Source organism: Nonomuraea sp. B19D2 (assembly GCF_040137845.1).
GTDB lineage: Bacteria > Actinomycetota > Actinomycetes > Streptosporangiales > Streptosporangiaceae > Nonomuraea.
Window position 1 is genome coordinate 87,769 of sequence record NZ_JBEFAK010000016.1, and the last position, 24,030, is coordinate 111,798.

At 69.9% G+C, this 24,030-nt stretch carries 26 protein-coding genes, 1 pseudogene and 1 riboswitch; of the genes and pseudogenes, 9 read left to right on the forward strand and 18 right to left on the reverse strand.

The genetic code is table 11. The annotated features are described in order from the left end of the window. Positions 1-99: 99 nt before the first annotated feature. Positions 100-1,452 (forward strand): hypothetical protein, encoded by a 1,353-nt coding sequence (locus ABN273_RS28080; protein WP_349452023.1) that lies wholly within the window; start codon positions 100-102, stop codon positions 1,450-1,452. Here ABN273_RS28080 and serS read toward each other — a convergent pair. The 4 genes from serS to ABN273_RS28100 form a co-directional block, all read right to left on the reverse strand. Beyond that, positions 1,416-2,678, reverse strand: coding sequence for a serine--tRNA ligase (gene serS / locus ABN273_RS28085; protein ID WP_349452024.1), 1,263 nt, complete (start codon positions 2,676-2,678; stop codon positions 1,416-1,418). The two genes, ABN273_RS28080 and serS, sit on opposite strands and share 37 nt — an antisense overlap. A 74-nt stretch (positions 2,679-2,752) precedes the next feature. Next, a complete protein-coding gene (gene pheA, locus ABN273_RS28090) occupies positions 2,753-3,673 on the reverse strand; it encodes a prephenate dehydratase (RefSeq protein WP_349452025.1) in 921 nt (306 codons plus the stop codon). Between the two features lie 52 nt (positions 3,674-3,725). Continuing rightward, positions 3,726-4,145, reverse strand: a complete 420-nt coding sequence (locus ABN273_RS28095) for a DUF4446 family protein (protein WP_349452026.1) — start codon at positions 4,143-4,145, stop codon at positions 3,726-3,728. 22 nt (positions 4,146-4,167) lie between these two features. Further along, positions 4,168-5,373, reverse strand: a complete 1,206-nt coding sequence (locus ABN273_RS28100; protein ID WP_349452027.1) for a glycosyltransferase 87 family protein — start codon at positions 5,371-5,373, stop codon at positions 4,168-4,170. Positions 5,374-5,444: 71 nt separating this feature from the next. Between ABN273_RS28100 and ABN273_RS28105 the strand changes: the two genes are divergently transcribed. Then, complete coding sequence (locus tag ABN273_RS28105; protein ID WP_349452028.1) at positions 5,445-8,009, forward strand: hypothetical protein; 2,565 nt, start codon at positions 5,445-5,447, stop codon at positions 8,007-8,009. A 328-nt stretch (positions 8,010-8,337) separates the two neighbouring features. On the opposite strand, the pseudogene mptB reads toward ABN273_RS28105, so the two are convergent. From mptB to ABN273_RS28130, 5 genes and pseudogenes are all read right to left on the reverse strand, one after another. After that, a pseudogene (mptB, locus tag ABN273_RS28110) lies at positions 8,338-9,636 on the reverse strand (polyprenol phosphomannose-dependent alpha 1,6 mannosyltransferase MptB); the annotation flags it as partial. 118 nt (positions 9,637-9,754) lie between these two features. Beyond that, entirely contained in the window at positions 9,755-10,492 is a 738-nt protein-coding gene (locus ABN273_RS28115; RefSeq protein WP_349452029.1) for a glycosyltransferase family 2 protein, read from the reverse strand. Continuing rightward, a complete protein-coding gene (locus ABN273_RS28120) occupies positions 10,485-10,661 on the reverse strand; it encodes a hypothetical protein (protein ID WP_349452030.1) in 177 nt (58 codons plus the stop codon). Before ABN273_RS28120 ends, ABN273_RS28115 begins: the two co-directional genes overlap by 8 nt. 57 nt (positions 10,662-10,718) lie before the next feature. Next, entirely contained in the window at positions 10,719-10,889 is a 171-nt protein-coding gene (locus ABN273_RS28125; RefSeq protein WP_349452031.1) for a hypothetical protein, read from the reverse strand. Beyond that, the gene (locus tag ABN273_RS28130) at positions 10,886-11,233 is read right to left on the reverse strand and encodes an STAS domain-containing protein (RefSeq protein WP_349452032.1); all 348 of its coding nucleotides are present in this window, start codon (positions 11,231-11,233) and stop codon (positions 10,886-10,888) included. Before ABN273_RS28130 ends, ABN273_RS28125 begins: the two co-directional genes overlap by 4 nt. 310 nt (positions 11,234-11,543) lie before the next feature. Here ABN273_RS28130 and ABN273_RS28135 point away from each other — a divergent pair, with 310 nt between their 5' ends. Beyond that, on the forward strand, positions 11,544-11,846 hold the full coding sequence (locus ABN273_RS28135; RefSeq protein WP_349452033.1) for a hypothetical protein: 303 nt from the start codon (positions 11,544-11,546) through the stop codon (positions 11,844-11,846). A gap of 19 nt (positions 11,847-11,865) precedes the next feature. Here the strand turns inward: ABN273_RS28135 and ABN273_RS28140 are convergent, their stop codons facing one another. Beyond that, complete coding sequence (locus tag ABN273_RS28140; RefSeq protein WP_349452034.1) at positions 11,866-12,978, reverse strand: sensor histidine kinase; 1,113 nt, start codon at positions 12,976-12,978, stop codon at positions 11,866-11,868. Next, a complete protein-coding gene (locus ABN273_RS28145) occupies positions 12,978-13,676 on the reverse strand; it encodes a response regulator transcription factor (RefSeq protein WP_349452035.1) in 699 nt (232 codons plus the stop codon). Before ABN273_RS28145 ends, ABN273_RS28140 begins: the two co-directional genes overlap by 1 nt. Positions 13,677-13,770: 94 nt before the next feature. On the opposite strand from ABN273_RS28145, the gene ABN273_RS28150 reads away from it, so the two are divergent. From ABN273_RS28150 to ABN273_RS28160, 3 genes are all read left to right on the forward strand, one after another. After that, positions 13,771-13,944 carry a hypothetical protein gene (locus ABN273_RS28150; RefSeq protein ID WP_349452036.1) on the forward strand — a complete coding sequence of 58 codons (174 nt, stop codon included), beginning with the start codon at positions 13,771-13,773 and terminating at the stop codon, positions 13,942-13,944. Beyond that, positions 13,941-14,141 (forward strand): DUF6412 domain-containing protein, encoded by a 201-nt coding sequence (locus ABN273_RS28155; protein WP_349452037.1) that lies wholly within the window; start codon positions 13,941-13,943, stop codon positions 14,139-14,141. The genes ABN273_RS28150 and ABN273_RS28155 overlap by 4 nt, the downstream gene beginning before the upstream one ends. 83 nt (positions 14,142-14,224) lie before the next feature. Next, positions 14,225-14,866, forward strand: a complete 642-nt coding sequence (locus ABN273_RS28160) for a YidC/Oxa1 family membrane protein insertase (RefSeq protein ID WP_349452038.1) — start codon at positions 14,225-14,227, stop codon at positions 14,864-14,866. Here ABN273_RS28160 and ABN273_RS28165 read toward each other — a convergent pair. Beyond that, on the reverse strand, positions 14,850-15,281 hold the full coding sequence (locus tag ABN273_RS28165; protein WP_349452039.1) for an ATP-binding protein: 432 nt from the start codon (positions 15,279-15,281) through the stop codon (positions 14,850-14,852). The two genes, ABN273_RS28160 and ABN273_RS28165, sit on opposite strands and share 17 nt — an antisense overlap. Positions 15,282-15,423: 142 nt before the next feature. Further along, positions 15,424-17,292, reverse strand: coding sequence for a sensor histidine kinase (locus ABN273_RS28170; protein ID WP_349452040.1), 1,869 nt, complete (start codon positions 17,290-17,292; stop codon positions 15,424-15,426). Between the two features lie 96 nt (positions 17,293-17,388). Here ABN273_RS28170 and ABN273_RS28175 point away from each other — a divergent pair, with 96 nt between their 5' ends. Next, positions 17,389-17,961 (forward strand): methylated-DNA--[protein]-cysteine S-methyltransferase, encoded by a 573-nt coding sequence (locus tag ABN273_RS28175; protein WP_349452041.1) that lies wholly within the window; start codon positions 17,389-17,391, stop codon positions 17,959-17,961. Here ABN273_RS28175 and ABN273_RS28180 read toward each other — a convergent pair. From ABN273_RS28180 to ABN273_RS28190, 3 genes are all read right to left on the reverse strand, one after another. Continuing rightward, positions 17,927-19,258, reverse strand: coding sequence for a purine-cytosine permease family protein (locus tag ABN273_RS28180; protein ID WP_349452042.1), 1,332 nt, complete (start codon positions 19,256-19,258; stop codon positions 17,927-17,929). The genes ABN273_RS28175 and ABN273_RS28180 overlap by 35 nt on opposite strands. Next, positions 19,249-19,364: riboswitch (TPP riboswitch) on the reverse strand. It overlaps the preceding gene by 10 nt. A gap of 75 nt (positions 19,365-19,439) precedes the next feature. Continuing rightward, entirely contained in the window at positions 19,440-19,763 is a 324-nt protein-coding gene (locus ABN273_RS28185; RefSeq protein WP_344999391.1) for a rhodanese-like domain-containing protein, read from the reverse strand. Between the two features lie 98 nt (positions 19,764-19,861). Continuing rightward, positions 19,862-20,296 carry a winged helix-turn-helix transcriptional regulator gene (locus ABN273_RS28190; protein ID WP_349452043.1) on the reverse strand — a complete coding sequence of 145 codons (435 nt, stop codon included), beginning with the start codon at positions 20,294-20,296 and terminating at the stop codon, positions 19,862-19,864. A 97-nt stretch (positions 20,297-20,393) separates the two neighbouring features. Here ABN273_RS28190 and ABN273_RS28195 point away from each other — a divergent pair, with 97 nt between their 5' ends. Further along, on the forward strand, positions 20,394-21,776 hold the full coding sequence (locus ABN273_RS28195) for an MFS transporter (protein WP_349452044.1): 1,383 nt from the start codon (positions 20,394-20,396) through the stop codon (positions 21,774-21,776). Positions 21,777-21,791: 15 nt separating this feature from the next. Here the strand turns inward: ABN273_RS28195 and ABN273_RS28200 are convergent, their stop codons facing one another. Next, entirely contained in the window at positions 21,792-22,670 is an 879-nt protein-coding gene (locus tag ABN273_RS28200; RefSeq protein WP_349452045.1) for an Fpg/Nei family DNA glycosylase, read from the reverse strand. Positions 22,671-22,735: 65 nt separating this feature from the next. Next, entirely contained in the window at positions 22,736-23,341 is a 606-nt protein-coding gene (locus ABN273_RS28205) for a TenA family protein (RefSeq protein ID WP_349452046.1), read from the reverse strand. A 23-nt stretch (positions 23,342-23,364) separates the two neighbouring features. Between ABN273_RS28205 and ABN273_RS28210 the strand changes: the two genes are divergently transcribed. Further along, entirely contained in the window at positions 23,365-24,030 is a 666-nt protein-coding gene (locus ABN273_RS28210; RefSeq protein ID WP_349452047.1) for a GOLPH3/VPS74 family protein, read from the forward strand.

The window sequence follows — 24,030 nt, forward strand, 5'->3', positions numbered from 1 at the left end:
CCTCGGTCTTTTGCTTGTTCCAGGTTGGTCACGGCCTCGAACCTTCCGCGATTCCGGGCCGTCCACCTCTACATGAGGTACGCCTGGTTATGTCACCCCGTGACCGTTGCCGGGGTTTTCGTGCTCTTGGTCAACGACCACCTGCTCAAGCAGGCCTGGCCCGGGTTCGTCACGGGCAAGCTCAGCGACGTCGCGGGGCTCGTCGTGGCCCCCGCGCTGGTGGCGCTGCTCTTCTGGCGACGGGCCGACCTCGCGGCCACCGTACTGACCGGGGTGCTCTTCACGCTCGTGAAGGCCACTGAGACGGGCGCGGAACAGGCCTCCCAGGCCTGGACCCTCGTGGCGGGCCCGTCGCGCGTCCTGGCCGATCCCACAGACCTCCTCACCCTGCCCGCGCTCGCCCTGGCCTGGTGGGTACGGCGCCGCAGCCTGGAGTCGTCCTCCACGCGCTGGCGGATGATCGTCACGATGCCGCTGGCCGTGCTGGCGGTGACCGCCACCTCGGCCGCGCCCACGCCCACCGCACGCTCCGTCGAGGTGGACGGCGACCGGATCACCGTCCATGTGCGGGACGGCCTCCCCCAGATCTCCGAGGACGGCGGGGTCACCTGGTCGCAAGACGGCGCCCCGCAGGATGAGGGCAGGCCGTTGCAGAGCGCCGCCTGCGTCCCCATGCAGGCGACGCGGTGCTATCGAGTGGTGCCCAACCGGATGGCCGTCGAGCAGTCCGACGACGGCGGCAAGACGTGGGGCCCGTCGTGGGCGCTCACCGGAGACGACCGCGAGCGGTTCGCCCGGCGGTATCCGTACGGGGACGGCCGCTACTCGATGGCGCTGGCCGTGCAGGCCCGTCCGGGCGGGCACGTGGTGGTCGTCGCGAACGGCCTGGACGGCATCATGGTCCGGGACGTGTCCGGCACGTGGCGGCGCGTGGGCTGGCCCGGCTCTCCTGGGCACGGCGCGGTGGACCTGTCACCGGAGAGCAACGTGGCGATCTTCCTGGCCGCGTGCATGCTGTTCGGCGGCGCCGGAGCGGGGCTGCGCCGGTTCAACCGCGCCTACCTGGGCTTCGCGGCGGCCGGCTCCCTGGGCGTGTTCACCGCGCTCACCGGCTGGACGGAGCTGTGGGCCGGCGGCGACCTGACGCCCGTGCTGACCTTCATCGGCGCGATCGCCGCCCTGGCAGGCGCCGTCGTGTGCCTCGTGCTGGCGGTGGCCGGCCGGGCGCGGCCCACTCCCGCGGCCGTCGGGGTGCTGGCCGCGCCGCTCGTGTACGTGTGCGTCTACACGCCCTTCCACGGCTGGTCGCAGGGCACCCCGAACTCGTACTGGGTCGCCGTCTCCCTGGCCGTGCTGCTGACCGTCCTGGTGGTGCTCGCGGGCGCCGTCCTCATCAGGAACGACGCCCGCCGCGCCTATTTGGACGGCTCGAGCACGTCGAGGCCCACGTAGGGCCGCAGCGCCTCGGGAACCACCACGGAGCCGTCGGCCTGCTGGTGGTTCTCCAGGATCGCGACGATCCAGCGGGTCGTGGCCAGCGTGCCGTTGAGCGTGGCCACGTGCTGCGGCTTGCCGTCCTTGTCGCGGTAGCGGACGGCGAGCCGGCGCGCCTGGAACTCCGTGCAGTTGGAGGTCGAGGTCAGCTCGCGGTAGCGACCCTGGGTGGGGATCCACGCCTCGCAGTCGAACTTGCGGGCCGCCGACATGCCGAGGTCGCCCGCCGCCGTGTCGATGATCCGGTACGGCACATCGATCTTGGCCATCATCTCCTTCTCCCAGGCGAGCAGGCGCAGGTGCTCCTCGTGGGCGTCCTCGGGACGCACGTACGAGAACATCTCGACCTTGTCGAACTGGTGGACCCGGATGATGCCCCTGGTGTCCTTGCCGTACGAGCCGGCCTCACGGCGGAAGCACGACGACCAGCCCGCGTAGCGCAGCGGCAGCTCGCCGGCGTCAAGGATCTCCTGGGCGTGGTATCCGGCCAGCGACACCTCCGACGTGCCGACGAGGTAGAGGTCGTCGTCGGGCAGGCGGTAGATCTCCTTGTCGTGGGCCACGTGGAAGCCGGTGCCCTGCATGGTCTCCGGCTTGACGAGCACCGGTGTGATCATCGGCGTGAACCCGGCCTCGATGGCCTGCTGCATGGCCATGTTGAGCAGGCCGAGCTGCAGCCGGGCGCCGACGCCCTTGAGGAAGAAGAACCGCGAGCCGGACACCTTGGCGCCCCGCTCCATGTCGATGGCGCCGAGCGCCTCGCCCAGCTCCAGGTGGTCCTTGGGCTCGAAGTCGAACGCCCTCGGCTCGCCGTGGGTCTCGAGCACGACGTAGTCGTCCTCGCCGCCCTCGGGCGCGGCCGCCTCGACGATGTTGGGCACCGTCTGCAGGAGGTCGTCGAGCTCGGCCCCGAGCTTCTCCGCCTCCGCCTCGGCGGCCTTGACCTGGCTCGCGAGGTCCTTGGCGCGCTGGAGCAGCGCGGCCTTCTCCTCGCCCTGCGCCTTGGAGACCGACTTGCCCATGCTCTTCTGCTCGGCGCGCATGGACTCGAACGAGGTCAGCGCGGATCGGCGGCGCGCGTCGAGGTCGAGCAGCGTGTCGACGACGGAGTCGTCCTCGCCGCGGGCACGCTGCGACGCCCGCAGTCGGTCGGGATCCTCACGAAGGGTACGCAGGTCAATCACAAGCCAAAGGCTACCGGCGCTCGGCAGCACCTCGCCCCCGGATTACCGCGGACACGCGAATGCTTGCCCGGTCCTCAGACCTGGCCTGCGCGGATGCGCGTGAGCCAGTCGCTCGCCTCGGCGAACTCGGGATCGGACGTGCCCCGCTTGACCTGCGGCGCGATCCCGTCGGCCCGCGGGTAGCTGCCGAGGAAGCGCACCTCGCCGCAGATGCGGTGCAGCCCGGCGATGGCCTCCCCGACCCGGGCGTCGGCGATGTGGCCCTCGAAGTCGAAGTGGAAGAAGTAGCGCCCGATGCCGTCACCGGTCGGCCGCGACTCGATGCGCGTCAGGTTGACCCCGCGCACGGAGAACTCCGTCAGCATCTCCAGCAGCGCGCCCGGGTGGTCGTCGGCGAGGAAGACCACCAGCGTGGTGCGGTCGGAGCCGGTCGGCTCGGGCAGCGGACCCGGGCGGCTCACCTTGATGAACCTGGTCACGGTGTCGGACCTGTCGCCGATGTCGGCGGCCAGCTCCACCAGCCCGTAGTGCTCTCCGGCGATGCGGGCGGCGATGGCGGCGTCGTACGGCGAGCCGGGCAGCGAGACCTCCTGGGCCGCCGCCGCGGTCGAAGGGGCGGCCACCACGACGGCTTCTGGCAGCTCGCGCGCGACGAAGGCGCGGCACTGGGTGATGGCCGCGGGATGCGTGTAGACCCGCTTGATGTGCGGGATCTCGGTGCCGGGCCTGGCGAGCAGCGAGAACTGCACCGGCAGCAGCAGCTCGGCCGTGATCAGCAACGGCTCGCCCCAGGCGAACTCGTCGAGCGTCGAGGTGATCGCGCCCTCGATGGAGTTTTCCAGCGGCACGACCGCGCCGTCGGCCTCGCCGGCGCGCGCGGCGTTGAGCGCGGCGCTCACGCTCGCGCAGGGCAGGCGCTCGGCCGTCGGGTCGAGGAGCCGCAGGGCCTCTTCGGTGAAGGTGCCTTCCGGTCCGAGATAGGCGAGTCTGGGCATGCATCAAGAGTATCCGCAGGTTGGCAGCCCGTGCGCCCCATTCGGCCCGTGTCTACAGCGCCTCTGAGGCTCGGGACGGAATCATCGGCCCGAGCCCCAGCCTGGCCGCCCGCACCGCCTCTTCCTCCTCCGGCGACAGCGGCTCCCGCCCTTTCCCGCCCACCACGGGCCGGATGTACGTACGCGTCTCGCTCTTGCCGTTGATCGAGGTCAGCACGATGCCGTCACCCAGCCCGTTGATCATCGCCACCGAGAACGACAACCGCCCGCTCATCTCGGAGAGCGCGTCGTACCGGCAGACGGCCACGTCCCTGATGGCCTTGAGATCACCCTTGCCCTCGCTGATCTGCCGGGCGAGCAGCCGCTGGCAGTCCTCCACGGCCGCTCTGGCCTGCCGGAGCGCCCTATACCCGATGAATACGCCACTGACCCCGGCGACGACGCCCACGATCACCCATGTGGTAACGAGCACGGCACAGACAGTAATGGTTCGGTCATGTGATCTCGCGCCGTTTCGGCAACCAGGACGCCAATATCCATACGAGAGCCAGCGCCCCCAGCCCGAACCCGTTCTGCACGATCTTCCCCAGCACCAGGCTGACCCCCGGGATGTCGGCCGCCTTCAGCGAGACCCCCCACCAGGGGACCGGCACCACATAGAACAGCCACACGCCCGCCGCCACCCGCAGCCTGACCGGATCGCGCCCGTCGCCCACGATCGCCGCGAGCACCACGACCACCCAGGCCAGATGGTGGATCCAGGCGACCGGGGAGAGCAGCACGGCCATCAGCCCGACCAGCGCGACCGCGGTCGTGTGGTCGTTCGCCTGGTACGCCTCCCGCGCGCCGCGGAACCCGTACCACGCGACCGCGGCCACCACCGCGACCCAGATCAGGGTCGTCACCAGATCGGGCAGGTAGAGGCGGAGCAGCATGCCGCGGATCGACTGGTTGGTGGTGGCCTCGTTCGCGCCGACACGGTTGGGATCGAGCAGCGCCGAGAACCAGAAGTCGGCCGCGTCCTGCGGCATCACCGCGAACGGCAGCAACGTCAGCACCGCCGCCGTGAAAGCCGCCATGAAGAACGTCCGCCACTGCCGCGTGACGAGCAGGTAGATCAGGAAGACACCCGGCGTGAGCTTCACGGCCGTGGCCAGCCCGATCATGAACCCCCGAGGCCACCACGGTCTTCTCGCCAGGCAGTCGGCCACGCACAACGCGACCAGCAGGATGTCCACCTGCCCGAACCGCACCTGGTCCCTGATCGGCATCAGGTACGCGCAGGCCACCATGAGCAGCGCGAACACCCACGGCACGTACTGCCGCAGCGCCTGTCTCCGCAGGACCTCTCTGAACGCGAACCCCACGGTCACGGCCAGCGCCAGGAATATCCCGGCCGTCCAGACCCACTGGGCGGTCCCCCAGGACATCTTGGCCAGCACCACGGCCAGCATCGCCGCGATGGGCGGATAGGTGAACGGCAACAGCTGCGGAGCGGGCGTGACATATTCGTACACCGGCCGCCCCTCGAGCAGCATCTGCCCGCCGGTACGGTAAACGTCGAGGTCGACCAGGCGTTGATCGTCGGGATTGGTGAGCCACGTGTACACCAGGGGCGCCACGGCCGCGGCGACCACGAGCGCCCCCACCGCCCACGCCCACCACTGCCGCCGCATCACGCGTACCTCGCCACTTGTCACGATGTGGCACGTTACCGTGGCTGTTGTTGATCGAGGGGCAATCACTGGGGGTTCCGTACATGCCACATGCCATGCCCAGCCGGTACGGCGAGCACGACGTACGGCATGCGCCTGCCCAGGCGCCCCCTTCCCCCGCCGCTCGGGCGAACCGGCGGACCCTGGCCGCGCTCGTCCTCAGCATGGCCGCAGCGACGTGCCTCATCCCATCGCCGGCCGCCGCCGAGACATCCCTCACCACGCTCACCAGCGCCACCCTCGAGACCGCCGCACCAGCCGCGACCTCCGTGTCCGTCCGATCCGCCGACCCAGGACAGCCGACCGCCCCAGGAAAGGCCGCTCCCGCGGCGCGGGTGGCCCTCATCGGCGTACCGGGCCTCGAATGGAGCGACCTGGACCAGTCGCGAACCCCCAACCTGTGGACACTCGTCGGCCAGGGCGCCGCAGGCTCCCTCTCCACCCGAGCCGTCCCGCCCCCGAACCGCGGCACCACCTGCCCCGCAGCGGGCTGGCTGACCATCTCGGCAGGCCAGCGGGCGGGCACGGCAGACAAGGGTTGCCCGCAGACTCCCGCCCCACAACTCACAGGAGAGGCCGCCAAGATCCCGAACTGGCCGGCCTTGATCGCGTACCAAGCCGAAACCGGATACGACGCCCAGCTCGGCACCCTGGGCCAGCTGGTGACGGACAACGGAGGCAAGGTCGCCGCCATAGGCCCGGGCGCCGCACTCGCTGCGGCCGATAGGTCCGGAAATATCGCCAAATACGCCCCCACCGCCGACGCCGTCGGCGACCTGACCCCGTACAACCTGATCGTCATGGAGGCCGGCGACCTGGCCACCGACTGGGCGAAGCAACCCTTGGACGAGTACGGCGTCCCCACCTCGCTGCCGACCGCAGCCCGCCAGGCAGCCGCGACCCGCGCGGACCACCAGATCGGCGCCCTGATCGCCAAGCTGCCCCGCGACACCACCGTCCTCGTGGCAGGCGTCTCGGACGTGTCCCCGAACGCCCACCTCCACGTGGCGATCGCCAAGTCCCCGAACGGCCGGCCGTACGGCCACGGCTCCCTGACCGCCACCTCCACCCGCCAGGACGCCCTCGTCACGATCACCGACCTCACCGCCACCACCATCCAGTTGCTCGGCCTCCCCGCCCCGCGCCAGGTGGTCGGCCGCCCCTGGCAACCCACCGGCGCCATCTCCGCCGCACCGGCCGACACGGTGACGGAGCTGGCGGACGGTGACCTGGCCAGCCAGGTGCTCCGTGAGGTGCGCGGCCCGTTCTTCACCGTCCTGGTGACGGTCCAGCTCCTCTTCTACGCCTTCGCCGCCCTGGCCCTCCGCCGCCGCCGCTCCTCTGGCCGTTCCACGTCCACCGCCAACGCCCTCAACACAAGCGGCCACATCACTTCCCCCACCACGGACACAGCCCAAAGCCCCTCGCCAGCCGAATCGGCGAGCACCCCAACCCCCGCCCCCTCGTCGGTCAACGACTCCGCCTGCGCCGCGCCGCCGTCCCCCGCACCCGCCGGCTCCACGAGCGGCTCGACCGCCGACTTCGCGGGCACGTCCAAGCTCCTCAAAGCCGTACAGATCGTCGCGGTGGTCAGCGGGGCCATCGCCGTCTCCACGTTCCTGGCCCAGCTGGTGCCGTGGTGGACGCTGCCGATGCCGATGCTGTCGGTGATCGTGACGATCCTGTCCATCGCCGGTCTGATCACCGCCCTGGCCTTCGCCGGACCGTGGCGGGCTCACGTGCTCGGCCCGCTCACCGTCGTCGCCGCCGTAACCTCTCTGGCCCTCCTCATCGACGTCATAACCGGCTCGAAGCTCCAGGTGAACGCCGTGACCGGTTACGAGCCCGTGACCGGGGGACGCTTCTACGGCTTCAGCAACATCGCCTTCGCCGTCTACGCCACAGGCACCATCCTCGGGCTGGCCGGAGCGGCCCAGTGGTTGCTCGGCAGGGGCATGTCCAGGGTCATGGTCGTCGGGGTGTGCGGCGTCTACGGAGCGTTCGCGGTCTTCGCGGACGGGTGGCCTTCGTGGGGGGCGGACTTCGGCGGTGTCCCGGCGTTCGTGATCGGCCTGGCGGTCTTCCTCATCCTGCTTTCCGGCAAGCGTGTGTCCCTGCTCAGGCTGCTGCTCGTCGGTCTGGTGGGGGCCGTGCTCGTGGGCACCCTTTCCGTCGTCGACTGGCTGCGTCCGGATGCCCAGCGGACTCACCTGGGCAATTTCGTGCAGCAGATCATCGATGGCCAGGCGTGGACCGTGGTCGGGCGCAAGTTCGGTGCCATGATCGGCGTGACCATCGGAAACTGGTCACTGACCCTCCTCTCGCTGGTCGCGCTGGCCTTCCTCTTCCTGGTGCTCGACCGCCCATCGCGCTGGGGCGCCTCGGCCCTCAGCCAGGCGTACCACCTGGCTCCGACGCTCCGGGCCGGCCTTTTCGGGGCTCTGGCGTGTGCGTTCGTCGGCTTCCTGATGAACGACTCCGGCATCGCCATCCCCGCTATGGCCCTGACGGTGGCCGTGCCGCTGACGCTGGCGGCCTGCGTTCGCGCCCTGCAGCTCGCCAGGCCCACAGGATCAGCGCCGCCGTCAGAGCGAGCAGCACCCACGCGAGCTGAGGCCTGAGTACGGTCCTGAGCCAGTCGAGGTCCTGCGGCGGCCCCACCGGCGGGCCGACCACTCTCGCCGGGAGGTACGCCAGCGACAGGACCAGCAGGTGCGCGACCACGAACCCGTCCACCGCGGAGGCCGCCACCAGTGCCAGCAACCCGAGCGCCAGGCCGTCGTACCAGGGCAGGATGTACGGCGTGGCGAACAGGTACGCCACCACCAGCCCCACCGCCACAACCGGCGCCTGGGCGCCGGCCTCGCGCACCGGGCGTTCCAGCGTCGGGACACGGCCAGCCTCCCCTGCGGCCTCGTTTTCCGGCCCGCCCGCTGTGAGCCGGCCTGCTTGTCTGGCGCGGGAGGCCAGGCGGAGCAGGGACCAGGCGATGAGCGTGAGGACGAGGAGGGAGCCGATCTGGATTTCGGCCCGGTAAGCACTGCCGGTGCCCACGATGGCCTGGAGCCAGCCCTGGACAAGCTTCCAGAACGAGGCGTAGGAGATCGATTTGCTGGTGCGCGTCACAGGGGCGATCGCCTCGGGGCCGACGATCGCGTACCCGGCGACCACCACCACGAGTGCGCACGCCGCCATGAGGGCCAGACGGGCGGGTCGTCGCCGTAGCTCCCAGGCCGGGCCGAGCGCCACCAGGCCGGCGTTGACCTTGATCGCCACGCCCAGCCCGAGCAGGACGCCTGAACCCATGGGGCGGCTTCTGGCCAGGAGGGCGGCGACCATGCAGGCGATGGCGAGGGTGTCGACATGCATGCCCGCCACCAACTGGTAGAGCAGGAGCGGGTTGGCCGTCCACAGGAGCGCGGCCCTCAGCCGCCTGGTCGGGTCGTCCCGGGTGAAACGGTCTATCAGGAGGCCCGTCACGATGAAGGCGGCGGCGTTGAACAGGGCCAGCACGAATATCGTCAGGCGGAGCGAGTCGCCGCCGATCCAGCTCGCGACCGCTTGCAGGGCCGTCGCCACAGGGCCGTACACGCTCGGCTCCTCGCGCCACGGATCCTCGACCGCGCCGGCGATGGGGTCGCCCGCTAGGTCGACCGCGCCATGGGTGTACGGGCTCAGGCCCAGCGTCACCATGCGGCCGTAGGCGGCGTAGTTGAGGTGGTCGCCGGAGCCGGAAGGGGGCAGGAAGGCAAGGATTGCCGCGGCCACGCAGCCGGTGAGCACGAGGATGCGGGCGCTGGGCAGTGGCCGGCGACTCCTCGCGGTGGTGCCCGGCTCGCCCCTCTGTGAGCGGGGAGGCGTCGCGGCGGGGGTGCGGATCAGGGCAAGGGCGGTCAGGAGGCCGAGGCTGCCCAGGATGAGCGCGGCCCCGGCGAGGGCGATCACCAGGTGGGGCTCGGGGTGGACGTCGAGAGAGTACGGCGGGTGCCAGCTCGGACCCGTCAGGGCGGGGACCATCGGCGACGGGCCCAGGAGACCTATGGTGATCGTCAGCAGGATCGAGGCGCCGATCGCCGCCGTGGCCGGCCCCGCGAGCCGGCCTCGTGCCTTGTCGTGCCGCTTCTCCGAAGTCACCGGCAAATTCCAGCACACTCGCGAGGCGGCTTTGGACGGGCGAGGCATTCCTGTGGATAACCGCCCCGCCACATGGAACGAAGCGGCAGTGGACACCGGCCCACCCCGCCACATGGGACGGAGCCACCATGGAAACGGCCCCACCCCGCCACATGGAACGGGGCCGCCGTGGAAGCGGCCCCGCACCTCGCAGCCGGATGATCAGATCGATGTGCGAAAGGTGTGGAGACGGTCAGCGATTGAGACGGAGTTTGTCGAGATTTTGGGCGATTAGCGGCTCTCTGGTGGCCAGGGCGCGTGCCACGTCCCTGAGTTGTCTGGCTCGATGGAGCTGTGCCCGCCAGTCCGTCCCCGTGGCGCGGTGGGCCATCTCGACCTCGACCTCCACGACCCGGAACCCCTTGCGCAACAGGTCGATCGTCAACGCCGTCTCCACCCCGAACCCGTGCGCCAGCGGACGCGCCGCCTCGAAGGCGGCTCTGGTCAGGCAGCGCTGGCCGTTGAGGGGCTGAGCGGGGTCGAAGCCGGTGGCCCTGCGGATGCCCTCCTTCGACAGGCGTACGACTAAGCCGTGGCCGCCCAGCTTCACTCTCGTCGTGAAGACCGCGATGGTCATGTCGGCCTTGGACGCGCGTACGGGCTCGATGAGAGGAGCGGCGGCGCGGGCCGTTTCGCCCAGGTCGGCGTCCAGGAAGAGGAGGTGGCGAGGGCTGCGGCCCTCGTCGAGGAGGCGGACGGCCTCCGCTCCCGTCTCCATCGCGGCGGCCTTGCCCCTGTTACGGCTGTGGCGCACCACCCGGGCTCCCGCCGCGCGTGCCACTCTGCCGGTCTGGTCCGTCGAGCCGTCGTCCACGACCACGACCAGATCCACGCCGGGCAGGTCCGCCGCTGCCGCGACGGTGGCCGCGATGCGGTCGGCTTCGTTGACGGCCGGGATGACGACCGCTGTGTCACCGTCACCACTACTCACCGAGCATCATCTCCGCACACGACACCTTCCCGAAGCCGAGCACCATGGCCGGCCCGCCGAACGCGGCCCTCGCCCGAGCGCCGTCGGCGTCCCGAACGCCGTCGACATCCCGGACACGACCCGCCCGAACGCCGTCGGCGTCCCGGGCGCGACCCCATCCGAGCGCCACAGCCGGCATCCCGGACACGGCCCCGCCCAAGCGCCATCGGCGTCCCGAGCGCAGCCCTCATCCGAGCGCCGTCGCCGGCGCCCCGAGCGCGGGCCGGCCGGTGCCGACGGTCCTGGCCAGGTCACCTTCGCCACCGTAGCCGACATCCGTGCCTCGACGCGGCGCCCCGCTCACCGGGGCACGCGCCGACACGGCTCCGCTCCGGCGTCTGCGCACGGATCTTGTCATGATCCCTCGGTTATGAGGAACTCCTGCGGCACCTCTTCGTGCACGGTGAACACCGAGTCGAGCCCGGTGACCTGCAGGATCTTGCGTACGGCAGGGCGCGGGGCGGCCACCTCGAGCGCCCCTCCCTGCTCTTTCATCCGTTTGAGTGCCGACAGCAGCACGTTCATCCCCGTGGAGTCACAGAAATCCACGGCGGACATGTCGATGACCACCCGGCTGGGCCCCTCCTTGAGCAGCCGAGTGAACTCGGTCTGCAGGTGGGGCGCCGTGTAGAGGTCGATTTCTCCGGTGATGGCAACGAGTGCTGACCCGGCATGTGATCGAGTCGAGACCTTGAGCTCCACATGGGCAGGCTACTGGCGCGGAGGCTTCCGGTCACGTTCTCACGCCGATAGGTGAACCACAGGTTTTTGTCCTCCGTTTGGGCTCCATGGAAACGGAGAGTACGCGAAGCTTGACAGCGTGATACCAGAACCAGCAGAGCCTCATGGAGAGGGAGGGGCTGGGGCACGGCAGGCGGGCCCCGCGTCGATGAAAACAGACAAACCTGAAGATCCTCAGCGCCAAGGGCTCCGGGAGCGACTGGAGACCATCCTCATCCGCACAGAGAAGGCCACGTCATGGCATGAAGAAGCAGAGCGCCTCCGCGGCCTGGTGAACCGCGAAGGCTACGTCCCCATCCGCACCCGACTCGCGATCGAGGACCTCGACTTCCTGGCGGACGCCCGCCCTGACCTGCTCAAGTTCGCGGAGCTCGGGCTGCGGTTGCTGGATCTCCACCAGCCGAGGGACGCGGGAGGCATCACCAGCGACGCCGCCCACCCGATCCTGCGGTGCCGGAGCTGCATGTGGCGCTGGCCTTGCCCGACATTTCGGGCAATGTCGGAGTCGTTCGGCTCCAGCAGGGAGCTGGCGGAGATGCCACCACCCGAAGCGACACTCCCCGAGAGCGCCTGAGACGGGGCGATCCAGGGGGTCAACCGCCGAAGCCGCCGACGAGCGGAAGCCGGATCTCGAACCGGCAACCCGGCCCGTCGTTGACCACCCCGATCACCCCGTCGTGCGCCTCCACGATCCCTTGCGCGATGGCCAGCCCCAGCCCCGCCCCACCGTCGGCGGCTGGAGTACGAGCAGCCTCTCCCCGGAAGGCCACCTCGAACACCCGAGGCAGGTCCTCCTCAGGAATCCCCCCACAACAATCCGTAACCGACAAACAAGCCATCCCCTCGTCATCCACCCCGGCCCGCAGCACCACGGTCCCGTCCGATGGCGTGTGCCGGATGGCGTTGACCACGAGGTTCCCCAGCGCCCTCCCCAACGCCCCGGCGTCCGCCTCCACCGGCACGGATGCCGAAGCCTCCGCAGTGAGCACCACGCCCTTGGCCCTGGCGAGCGGCTCCGCCCCGGCGAGCGTGTCGGCCACGAGGTCGGCCAGCCCGATACGGGACCGCGAGAGCCGCAGCGCCCCCGCGTGGATCCGTGACAGCTCGAACAGGTCGTCCACCATCGCCGAGAGCCGCTCGACCTCGAGCTTGATCTGCCCGTGGTAGCGCGCGACCGTCGGCGGGTCCGACACCACCCCGTCCTCCAGCGCCTCGACCATGGCCCGCATCCCGGCCAGCGGCGTACGAAGGTCGTGGCTCACCCAGGCGACGAGCTCCCGCCGCGCCTCCTCGAGTGCCCGCTCCCGCGCGTACGCCTCCTCCAGGGTGTTCGCGATCGTCTGGAGCTCGGCGGGCAGCCCACGCGGCGCGGCGAACGGCACGGCGCGCACGGCGGACACCAGCCTCCTGCTCTCGCCCACCACCCGCCTGGCCAGCACGAACGCCACCCCGAGCCCCACCAGCCCGCCCACGGCCACCACGCTCAGCACGAAGTCCTTGACGGACCCCTCGATGATCATCTTCATGATGATGGCCACGACCCCGGCCAGCGTCGCCGCCACGGCGACCACCACGACCACGGCCAGCATCACCCCGATGGACCTGGTGCGCAGGCGCCACATCACCCAGATGCCGAGCAGCGCGATCACCAGCCCGAGCCCCGCCGCGACGGCCACCACCATGGCCAGCTCACTGGGCCGCGCCATCAGGAGCCGCCCTCCAGCGGCTCGTACCGGTATCCGACGCCCCACACCGTGACGATCCTCCGCGGCTCGGTCGGATCTTGCTCGATCTTCTCCCGGAGCCGCCGAACGTGCACGGTCACGGTGGAGGAGTCGCCGAACGACCAGCCCCACACCTGGTTCAGCAGCGCGGAGCGGCTGAAGGCCTGCCGCGGATTACGCATGAGGTGGGCGAGCAGGTCGAACTCCCGGGCCGTCAGCAGCACCTGCTCCCCCCGCAGCCGTACCTCATGAGCCCCCACATCTACCACCAGGTCCCCGTCCCGCAGCACGCCGGTGCCGCCGGTGACGGACGCGCCACGGGCCCGCCGCAGCACGGACTGCACGCGCAGCGCCAGCTCGCGCGGGCTGAACGGCTTGGTGACGTAGTCGTCGGCCCCCGTCTCCAGCCCGACCACCCGGTCGATCTCCTCGCCCAGTGCGGTCAGCATGATCACCGGTACGGGCCAGCGCTCCCTGAGCTTCCTGCACACCTGCAGCCCGTCGATCTTGGGCAGCATCAGGTCGAGCACCATGAGGTCGGGCGGATTGGCCAGCGCCCTGCGCAGCGCCTCCACGCCGTCGCCGACGCATTCGACCTCATGCCCGTCGCGCTCCAGATAGCGCGCGACGACCTCGGAAACGGTCGGATCATCATCGACGACCAGGATGCGGGTGTTCACGACTTCACGGTACGACCAGGGCGCGGGGAAGTGTCAGGTACGTCATTGGTTCGTAAGCCTCGCGGATCATGCCCCGAGGACGTACGGTGGCTGCATGGGTAGAGTCGTGATGCTCGTCATAGGGACCCTGCTGGGTCTCTTTGTGCTGTTCAACTTCCTGTTGCCGATGTTGATGGGCCTGCTCAAGGTCGCCCTGATCATCGGTGTGGTCGCCCTGCTGGTCTTCATCGCGGTGACCGTGGTCGGCAAGTCCTCGCGATCGAGTTGACGCTCTTCCTGTTCGACCCGTGGCTGGTCGGGATCACCATGGTGGCGATCCTGCTGCTGGCCACGTGGGCAGCCATGTTGCTGCCCGTTCTCAGCGGGGAGCCGCCGAGCTTTCCGCTGACCTACGCGCGCCGCACGGCCTTCCAGCGCCAGCGCGACCCGGACGCGGCAGGCCGCTCGCGTCCACGAGCCCCTTGAGCATGCCCCGCTGCAACGTCAAGCGGGGCTCCTCCGACGAGACGGGCGAGCCCTGATCCTTTCGGATACTCGAAGTAGGGCTCATGATCGATTCTCTTGTCACGTTCGTCGTCAACATGTCCGGGGGCAGCGCCGCGCTCGGGATCGTGCTGTTCACGCTGGCCGTACGGCTCGTGCTGCTGCCGCTCAACGTACGCGGCACCCGCGCGGCGAAGATCCGCGAACGGCTCGCCCCCAAGCTGCGTGAGCTGCAGAAACGCCACGCGCGCAACCCCGAGCGCCTCTCCAAAGAGATGTCCGCGCTCTACGCCAAGGAAGGCACCTCACCGTTCGCCGGATTCCTGCCCATGCTGGCGCAGTTGCCGTTCATGTGGCTGATGTACCGGGTGGCCACGCATCCGACCGCGCTGGTTGGCCATGACCTTTTCGGCGCTCCGCTGGGTCAGCAGGTGGCCGGTATGGTCGCTAATTACGGTCTGGTCAGCATGCCAGTTTTGGTCTTTGTTATGGTCATTGTGCTGGTCACAGCGGTGGCGTGGTTCTCCGCCCGAAACATCAAGGTTACGGACGAGCAACCGGGACTGCTGAGGAAGATCATCCCGTTGCTGCCGTACGGCTCCGTGCTCGCCGCGCTGGTGCTCCCGCTCGCGGCCGCGCTCTACCTGCTCGTCTCCACGGCGTGGACCGCGGGCGAGCGGGCAGTGCTCGCTAGCCGGCCTCTTTGAGGGTCTTGACCTGCCCGTTCATCGATGCGCGAGGGGCGGGCAGGATGGCCCACACCGTGGTCGTGTCGCCGTCATGCCGGACCCCCCAGCTCTCCGCCACGTACTCCACGATGCCGAGCCCCCGGCCCCCGAGCGACGAGAGGGTCGGGCGGCCGGCCCGCGGCTCGGTCGCCGCGCCCCCGTCGCTCACCGCCACCTCGATGTGATCGTCGCTCCGCAGCCAGGCCACCCTCACCATCCCCGACGGCAGGGGGTGCGCATGCCTCAGCGCGTTGCTCAGCAGCTCGCTCACCACCAGCACGGCATCGTCGATCGCCGCAGAAAAAACCCCGCTGTCCTGCAGCTCAGTGCTCAGGCGCTGGCGGGCGACGGCGACGCTGGACGGCGCGTACGGCAGCAGCACCACGCTTGACACACCCACCTCCCCGTTCCCTGTGCCCCCCGCGGGAACACTCCCCGGTACGACCGAAATGCCCCGTTACTCGATCCCAGAAACCGCATCTCGATCACAGCTTGTGCACATTGGACGATAGATCAGCGCAACTGTGACCACCTCGTTACCGCATCGGTGTGTCGGATCCGATAGGGGAAACAGCTCGTAGTAAGAGCCGCATTCTCGTGCCCCCTCCGGGTCGCGGATGGGCGCTCACGTCTCCCCCCTGAGCCCTCGCGAGGCTGCGGACGATGTAAAGACCGAGCCCTACTCCACCAAACCTTCTCCGGTCGCCGCTGTCCACCTGGACAAACCTCTCAAAGATCCGCTCCCGGTCGGTCGGCGCGATGCCCACCCCTTCGTCGTCCACGACCACGACCACGTTGTCGTCCTCGGGCCAGGCCGCCACGCCGATCAGCCCGCCTTTGGGCGAGTACTTGAACGCGTTCTCCAGCAGCTGCCCCAGAACGATGTCCGTGGCCAGCGCGTCACCCAGCACGTACGGCAGCCCGTCGCGAATGTCCACCTCGACCCGGTGCTTGTCCGACAGCGCGGGCAGCCCGAGGGTGGCCGCGTCGATCCGCTCGGCCAGGTCGAACTCCTCGATCCGCACCTTCAGCTCGTCCGCCCCCGCCCTGGCCCCGAGCAGCAGGTGGTCCATGAGCTCACCCAGCGACCTGGCCCGCTCGGCGATCGTGTGCACGGCCGAGCGGCGTTCCGGGTCGCTCATCTTGTCCCAGCGCCTGTCGAGCGTGCTGGCGAACCCGCGCACGATTGTGATCGGCGTACGCAGCTCGTGGCTGGTCGTGGCCAGGAACAGGTCCTTGGCCTCCTCGAGCTCCTTGGCCGTGGTCACGTCGCGGAAGTCGATGACCACCTCGCCGGTCTCCTCGATCCGCGCGCTCACGACGTCCAGCCACCGCCCGCTCTCCATCTGGAATGTGACCTTCTCGCCCGGTTTGGGCAGCGGGAACGGCGGCGGCCCGCCGATGACGGCCTCGGCGGAGAACGCGGTGAGCTCGACGGCGGCCGGGTTCCACCGCACCACGCGGCCGGCCTCGTCGAGCACGGCGATGCCGTCGGCACTGGCGTCGAAGACGGCCTGCTCGTGCGCGCGCTGCCGCACCGCCTCCTGGTAGGCCACCGCGTTGCCGACGGCGATGCCCGCATGCCCGGCCAGCAGCTCAAGCAGCTCCAGTTCGAGGTGCCCGGGCGTGCTCTCGGCGAACAGCGCGTACAGGGCTCCGTACGGGCGCCCGCCGACGGCGGCCAGGCCGAGCGCGATCGTGTGCAGGCCGTTCAGCCGCGCCCACACCAGGTCGTCCAGCCCGTCCGACTGCAGCAGGACGGTCTTGCCGGTGCGTAAGAGCTTGTCCACGAGGCTCGTGCGCAGGTCCGTGGTAGTGCCCCTGATGGCGTCCGGCAGCTGGTACGTGCTGACCAGGCGTAACCGGTCCCCCTCGATCAGCACGAACCCGCCCGCGTCCGCCCCCGTGAGCTCGGTCAGGCTGGCCGAGATCTGGTCGAGCACGGCGGAGAGCTCTAGCTCGGAGTTGATGTCGCCGACCACGTCGGTCAGCCTGCGCACCAGACGCGCCCGGCGGGCCATGCGGTTCCTGGCCAGCTCGTCGGCCCGCGCGAGATGGTGCACGCAGACATAGCCGGCCACGGCGCTGCCCAGGCGCAGCGCGCTGATGTCGACGCGCACGTCGAGGACGGTCCCGTCGCTGCGCAGGCGCTTGGTGCGCACCGAGACCTGGCCGCCGGTGCGTACGCGTTCGAGCACGGCGTTGTGCTCGGCGGTGAGCTCGCCGGGCACGATCGGCGCGCGGCGCCCGAGTATCTCCTCCGCCGTCCACCCGAACAGCCGCTCGGCAGCCTCGTTCCAGACCAGCACGCTCTGGTCCCGGTCGACGACCACGACGGCGTTGGGCGAACAGGCGAGCGCAGCACGAGCTATCTCGTCGTCACTCCCGGCCCATTCGTCCCCCACTCCTCCATAGTGCACGTGGCACGGTGAGTGCGTCGGGCGATCCGTCCGATACGCTGCGGTCACGGCGATTCTCGGTGGGTGGGGGGGGTGGGTGCCATGTCGAGTGGCGATCTCGATGCCTTGTTGCGGGTGACCTCCAGCACCTATCGAGGCGAGACGCCCCCCGACATCGCCTTCGGCACCTATGACGGCGCCGTCGGCAGGCTGGTGCTCGCGGTGACGGGCAAGGGCATCGTGGCGTGCAGCTTCGAGCCGGAGAACAACGTGTTCGCGCTGCTCACGAGGCATGTGGGCACGTTCATCGGGCCGGACGCGCGCCGGCTCGACCCGGTGCGCAGGGAGCTGGACGCATACTTCTCCGGCCGCCTGCGGGCTTTCGCCACACCGGTGAACCTGACGCTGGCCACGCCGTTCGCCCGTACGGTGCTGCAGAAGACGACGGTGGTCCCGTACGGCACGACGACCACGCTGGAGGAGATCGGCGCGAGCATCGGCAGGCCGCGCGCGCTGCGGGCGATCGGCAACGCGCTGGCCTCCAACCCCGTGTGCGTGATCGTGCCGTGCCACCGGGTGGTGCGCGAGGACGGCGGGCTCGGCGACTACGCGGGCGGCCCCACGGCCAAGCAGCACCTGCTCAACGTCGAGAAGCGCGCGTCAACGAGCCGATGAGCAGCGCCACCAGCGCGGCCACGACGGCCGCGCCGAGCGCGCCGTTCATCCACGGCTGCCGGGTGAAGCCGATGGCCTCGCGGGCCGACTGCCAGAAGGCGTCCCACTTCGGGACCGTGGGCGTGGAGGTCGTCAGCCAGTACGCGACGAAGCCAAGGGCCCACGGCACCAGCCTCGACCAGCGCGCGGGCGCGTTCTCCGCGGTGTTCCAGCCGCGCGAGCCGCCGAGCACGAAGTAGTCCACGGCCAGCACCGCGAACATCGGCACGAACACCGCCCCGATCACCCCCAGGAACGCCCCGTACGAGGTGACGTCCACGAACAGGGCGATCGCGACGGTCAGCACGCCGATGGCGGTGGAGAAGATGCGCCGGTCCACGCGCGGCATCAGGTTCTGCAGCGAGACCGTGGTGGAGTAGACGTTGGCGAACGACTGGTCGGTCTCGCGCAGCACCAGGATCGCGAAGAACAGCGCGCCCAGCGGCACCGCGACGAACGGGCCGAACACCGACGTCCCATCGGCCAGCACCGCGTCCGCCCCCGCCATGGCCACCGCGTACACGCCCAGCCCCAGGCATGCCACCTGCGCCAACGTGTACCCGCCGACCACGCCGGTGAACGCGGCCCCGCTCGACCTGGAGTGCCGGGCGAAGTCCGCCGCCATCGGCACCCACGACACCGACAGCGCGATCACGTAGTCGACGGCCGGGGCGAACGCCGCCCAGGACCCGCCGGTGTGCACGGGGGCCCGGGTCAGGAAGAACCAGGCGAACCACACCAGCGACACGATCACGCCGATGGTGACGTACCGCCGCAGGATCCGCACCGACCCGAGCGGCCAGATCGTGAGCGCGGTGGTCAGCGCTCCGGCCGCGATCACCCACACCGCGTACGGCACCGCGCCGAAGATGGCACCGGCGGCCTTGGCGATGACCCACAGCTCGAACGCGCCCCAGCCGATCATCTGCACGATGTTCAGCACCGTGGGCACGTACGAGACCCGCGCGCCGAACAGCCCCCGCAGCAGCACCATCGCGGGCTCCCCCGTCCGTGTGCCCGGGATGGCGGACAGGCCGACCATGGCCGTGCCGATCAGGCTGCCCACCACGACGGCCACCAGCGCGGCGGCCAGGCTGAGCGGGGCGCCGCCGAGCGGGTCGAGCAGGAGCAGCGCTCCGGAGAAGCCCAGAAGGCTCACGCCGAGGTTCGCCCAGAGCGCACCCTGGTCGAGCACGCCCAGCGTCTTCGGCGGCCTGCCCTCGAGGGTCAGGGGAACTTCGTCGGCGACATGCGTCATCGCACACTCCCTACGCCGGCATTACCCGGACAGGTTCAGGCGGTCGGCAGCGGATCGTGTGCTGCCCTCTCAGCCCGGTGAACCCCGAGCTCCCGCGACGATCTGAAGTTGGCGCCCTCATCATGCCCTAGTGGCGGCAGAAACGCCACAGGGAGGCTTTACATGTGCTTTGAGAAGATTTTTAGGCCACGAAGGGCGTCTGCCCCGTTTCGCTGACCATCGGGCGACGCGCGAACTCCCACGACTGCATGCCGCCACCGACGTTGACCGCGTCGCGCCCGAGCTGGTTGAGCCAGGCCGCGACCTGCAGGGACCGGCCGCCAACCCGGCAGACGACATAGACCGTCCGGTCGCCGGGCACCTCGTCGACCCGCCCTTGGATCTGGGTCATGGGGATGTGGACAGCCTCCGGCGCGTGCCCGGCGACCCACTCGTCCTGCTCTCGGACGTCGAGCAGGTAGGCGTCGTCGGGAACGGCACTGGCTTCGATCTCAGGAACGGTCATGACTCCATCATCTCGCGGCGAGGGAGCGCCGCCGCCTGGAGGAGGAGCGACGAAGGAGCGACGGGGGAAGGCGGCGGCATCTGGCGACCGAGCCCGCCTCACGGAGTGAGGCCATCAACACGCGAGTCGTAGGCGGCACGCGCTTCGGCGATCTCCCGCTGGTGCTCCTCCGTCCAGGTGACCAGCGCCTTTATGGTCTGGTGCAGCGTACGGCCGAGCGGCGTCAGCGCGTAGTCGACCCTGGGCGGCACGACGGGGTGGACCGTGCGGCTGACCAGGCCGTCGCGCTCGAGCTGGCGCAGGGTCACGCTGAGCATGCGCTGGCTGACGCCGTCGATCTCGCGGCGGAGCTGGGTGAAGCGCAGGCTCTGGCAGTCGAGCAGGGCGATCACCAGCAGCGACCACTTGTCCGCGATGCGGTCGAGTATCTGGCGGACCTCGCAGTCCTCGCGGGTGTCCCACTGGCGTACGTCGTAGTCGGCTTCCACGGTGCTGTCGCAGTAACCGAGTGATTCCGAAGTGCCTTCTTCCATGACATTTCATGTTGGCTGATGATGTGTCCGGTTACAAGAGAGAACCGAAATGCCTAGAAGTAACCGGGAGTTTGTTATGCCTGCTCGCTCTTGGGGCGTGCTGATTGTTTTGTGCGGAGCCATCTTTCTCGAGGGCATCGACGTGGCCATGCTCAACGTCGCCCTCCCGTCCATCAGGGCTGACCTGGGGCTGTCAACGGGGGTGCTGAGCGGGGTCGTGAGCGCGTACGTGCTCGGCTACGGCGGCTTCATGCTGCTCGGCGGCCGGGCGGCCGACCTGCTGGGCCGGCGGCGGATGTTCCTGCTCTGGCTGGGGGTGTTCCTGGCCTTCTCCGGGCTCGGCGGATTCGCTCATGAGGGGTGGGTGCTGCTGGTGGCCAGGTTCGTCACGGGGGTGGCCGCCGCGTTCATGACCCCGGCCGGGCTCTCCCTGCTCACCACGACCTTCCCCGAGGGCCCGCGGCGCAACCGGGCCCTGCTCATCTACGCCGGCACGGCGGCGGGCGGCTTCGCGCTCGGGCTGGTGATCGGCGGCCTGCTGACCGCGTTCGGCTGGCGCTGGGTCTTCTTCGCGCCCGTCCTGCTGTCGCTGGTGATCCTCCTCGCCGCGATCCCGCTGCTCAAGGATTCCCCTTCCGAGTCTCGCGGCGGCGGCTTCGACGCGGCGGGCGCTCTGAGCGTCACGGGCGCGATGATGCTGCTGGTCTACGGGGTGGTACGCCTCGAGCACCCGTCCGACGGCTGGCCGCTGACGGTGGCCGCCTTCCTCGGTGGCCTGGCGCTGCTCGGGACCTTCGTGGCCGTGGAACGCCGCTCCGCCCGCCCCCTGGTCCGCCTGGGCATACTCAGGTCGGGCGCCCTCGTCCGGGCGAACGTGCTGGCCGCCCTGCTCACCGCCTCGTTCTTCGGCTTCCAGTTCCTGGTCACGCTCTATCTGCAGGAGCTGCGCGGCTGGTCCACCATCCAGACGGGCCTGGCCCTGCTGGCGGCGGCCGCCGACGTGATCCTCGCCCCGACGCTCACGCCGTGGCTGGTCAACCGGTACGGCAACGCCAAGGTCGTCCTGGGCGGCCTGCTGTCGGGGCTGCTGGCGTACGCGCTCTTCCTCGGGGTGGGGCTCGACTGGACGTACGCGGCCATGCTGCCCTCGATGCTGCTGATCGGCCTGATGTTCGCCTTCGTCTACGGCCCGCTCACGATCGTGGCCACGGACGGCATCGCGCCGGAGGAGCAGGGGCTGGCGAGCGGTCTCATCAACACGTCGTTCCAGTTCGGCGCGGCCCTGGGCCTGTCGATGGTCACCGCGGTCAACGTGGCGGCCCTGGGCGACGGGACCACGGCGGAGGCCGGCCTCACGGCGCTGCGCACGGCCCTGGCGGTCCCGGTGACGGCCACCCTGCTGGGCGCGGTGGTGGCGGCCATCGGCCTGCGCAGGCGCACGGGGACCCGGGAGGCGGACCGGGTGCCGGTCGGCGCCTGAGCACCCACGCAGGGGTCATTTGAGCAGCCGGGACAAGCGCCGATCGGCGAGGGGCTTGCCGCCGGTCTGGCAGGTGGGGCAGTACTGCAGGGACGAGTCGGCGAAGGACACCTCGCGGATGGTGTCGCCGCACACGTCGCACGGCTGCCCCGTCCTGTTGTGGACGCGCAGCCCGGACTTCTTCTCCGCCTTGAGGTCCTTGGCCGCCAGCCCGTGCGCCCGCTCCACCGCCTCTCTCAACGTGGTGATGATGGCCTCGTGCAGGTCGGCGATCTGCGCGTCCGTCAGCGACGACGCGATCTTGAACGGGGACATCCTGGCCGCGTGCAGCACCTCGTCCGAGTACGCGTTCCCGATGCCCGCGATGACCTTCTGGTCGCGCAGCAGCCCCTTGATCTGGGTGCGGTTGCCGCTCACGATGCGCTTGAGCGCTTCCACGGTGAAGGACTCGTCGAGGGGGTCGGGACCGAGGGAGGCGACACCGGGGATGTCTTCCGGATTTTTCGTGACATAGACGGCGAGACGCTTCTGCGTCCCCGCCTCCGTCAGCTCGAACCCGGGCGCCAGCCCCTCCTCATCGGGCGCCAGCCGGACCCGTACCGCGAGCGGCCCCTTGCCGGGGCGCACGGGCTTGGCGCCCGAGAGGTCGTCGCGCCAGCGCAGCCAGCCCGCTCTGGCCAGATGGATGATCAGGTGAAGGCCGTCGCAGTCGAGGTCGAGGAACTTGCCGTGCCTCGACACGCTGGTGACGGTCAGCCCGCCCAACGCGGTCACGGGCGGGTCGAACGTCTTGAGCGCCTGGATGGCCACCACGTCGACCCCCAGGACCGTACGACCCACCGCCCGCTCGCGCAGGAAGTGGGCGAGAGACTCCACTTCGGGAAGTTCCGGCATGCCACCAGGGTACGGCGCACACCGAACCGTCCACAGCCTGTGGAAACCGTGTCAGGCGAACACGGCTACGGCACGTCCCAGAAGGCCAGCTCGTGCGCCATGCCCTCGGCGAACAGCGCCTCCGCCCGCGCCGGATCCGGCCCCGCCTCGTCGATCATCTGCGCGATGCGCACGGTCAGCGCTTCGAACCCCGGATCCGCGTACGTGTCCACCCAAGCCCGATATCTCGGCTCAGCGGGCGGATTCTCCGCCAATATCCGCCCAAGACTCGAATATCCCCACATACACGGATAAAGCGCGGCCAGCCCCTCCCCATACGACGCCGCCGACTCCAGCAGGAACGCCGTGTACGCCGCGCACGCCGGCCCCTTCACCGCCCCCTCCAGATCGGCCCCGAACTCCGCCGACATCGACCTGTGCAGGCTCAGCTCGTCGTGGTACGTGGTGTGCGCCAGGTCCACCAGGTCACCCAGATGCCCGGCGGGAGCCTGCCAGGCCAGCCGCGCGAAGACCCGTACGTAGTCGAGCAGGAACAGGTAGTCCTGCTCCAGCCACGACCTGAACACCGGCTCGGGCAGGTCGCCACGCCCGATGCCGGCCACGGTGGGGTGCTCGAGCTGCGCCTTGAGCAGCGGGCGGCCGATGGCGTGCAGCTTCTCCGAGATGGTCATGGTTGGGAGGTTAGTGTCGAAGCATGACTGTGACGATCGCCGAGGAAGTCCTCCTGCTCGCCTACAGCGAAGACGGCATGCCACTGATCAGCTGGCCCCAGCTGGTTCCCGCGCTCGCCGGCGCCATCCTCGCCGAACTCGCCATCCGCGAACGGGTGGAGGTGTCGGACGAGAAGGTGACACTCAAGGACGCGTCCCCGCTCGGCGACGCCGAGCTGGACGCCGCGCTCGCCCGCATCGCCGCGGAGAGCACGGAGCAGAAGCCGGTCTGGTGGATCCAGCAGCTGCGTTCGGCCGAGTTGCGCCAGCGCCTGCTCTCCAGGCTGGCGGAGTCGGGCGTGCTGTCGGAGCAGCGGGCCAAGCGGATGATCATCTTCACCACCATGCGCTGGCCCGAGGCCGACCCGAGCGTGGAGGGGGAGGTCAGGGACCGGGTGCACAGCGTCCTGGCGGGCGCGGACCCGGACGCCCGCACGGCCGCCCTGATCGCGATCGTGCACGCGGCCAAGCTCGACCGCGAGGTCTTCCCTGAGGGGAGCGAACAGCGCGTCGCCGAGATCATGGAGGGCGCCTGGGCCGGTGCCGCGGTCGCCAAGACGATCGCCGGCGTCCAGGCGGCCGCGATGGCCGCCGCGAACGTCGTCATCATCACCACCACGACCACCACGACAGGCTTGCTCTCCAACTGA

Bases quoted from the DNA above. Each gene is read 5' to 3' on its own strand.
- ABN273_RS28105 (WP_349452028.1), top strand. From the start codon at position 5,445: ATGCCCAGCCGGTACGGCGAGCACGACGTACGGCATGCGCCTGCCCAG.
- ABN273_RS28160 (WP_349452038.1), top strand. From the start codon at position 14,225: ATGATCGATTCTCTTGTCACGTTCGTCGTCAACATGTCCGGGGGCAGC.
- ABN273_RS28205 (WP_349452046.1), bottom strand. From the start codon at position 23,341: ATGACCATCTCGGAGAAGCTGCACGCCATCGGCCGCCCGCTGCTCAAG.
- ABN273_RS28200 (WP_349452045.1), bottom strand. From the start codon at position 22,670: ATGCCGGAACTTCCCGAAGTGGAGTCTCTCGCCCACTTCCTGCGCGAG.
- ABN273_RS28175 (WP_349452041.1), top strand. From the start codon at position 17,389: ATGTCGAGTGGCGATCTCGATGCCTTGTTGCGGGTGACCTCCAGCACC.
- ABN273_RS28190 (WP_349452043.1), bottom strand. From the start codon at position 20,296: ATGGAAGAAGGCACTTCGGAATCACTCGGTTACTGCGACAGCACCGTG.
- ABN273_RS28180 (WP_349452042.1), bottom strand. From the start codon at position 19,258: ATGACGCATGTCGCCGACGAAGTTCCCCTGACCCTCGAGGGCAGGCCG.
- ABN273_RS28210 (WP_349452047.1), top strand. From the start codon at position 23,365: ATGACTGTGACGATCGCCGAGGAAGTCCTCCTGCTCGCCTACAGCGAA.
- ABN273_RS28125 (WP_349452031.1), bottom strand. From the start codon at position 10,889: ATGACAAGATCCGTGCGCAGACGCCGGAGCGGAGCCGTGTCGGCGCGT.
- pheA (WP_349452025.1), bottom strand. From the start codon at position 3,673: ATGCCCAGACTCGCCTATCTCGGACCGGAAGGCACCTTCACCGAAGAG.
- ABN273_RS28140 (WP_349452034.1), bottom strand. From the start codon at position 12,978: ATGGCGCGGCCCAGTGAGCTGGCCATGGTGGTGGCCGTCGCGGCGGGG.
- ABN273_RS28150 (WP_349452036.1), top strand. From the start codon at position 13,771: ATGGGTAGAGTCGTGATGCTCGTCATAGGGACCCTGCTGGGTCTCTTT.
- ABN273_RS28185 (WP_344999391.1), bottom strand. From the start codon at position 19,763: ATGACCGTTCCTGAGATCGAAGCCAGTGCCGTTCCCGACGACGCCTAC.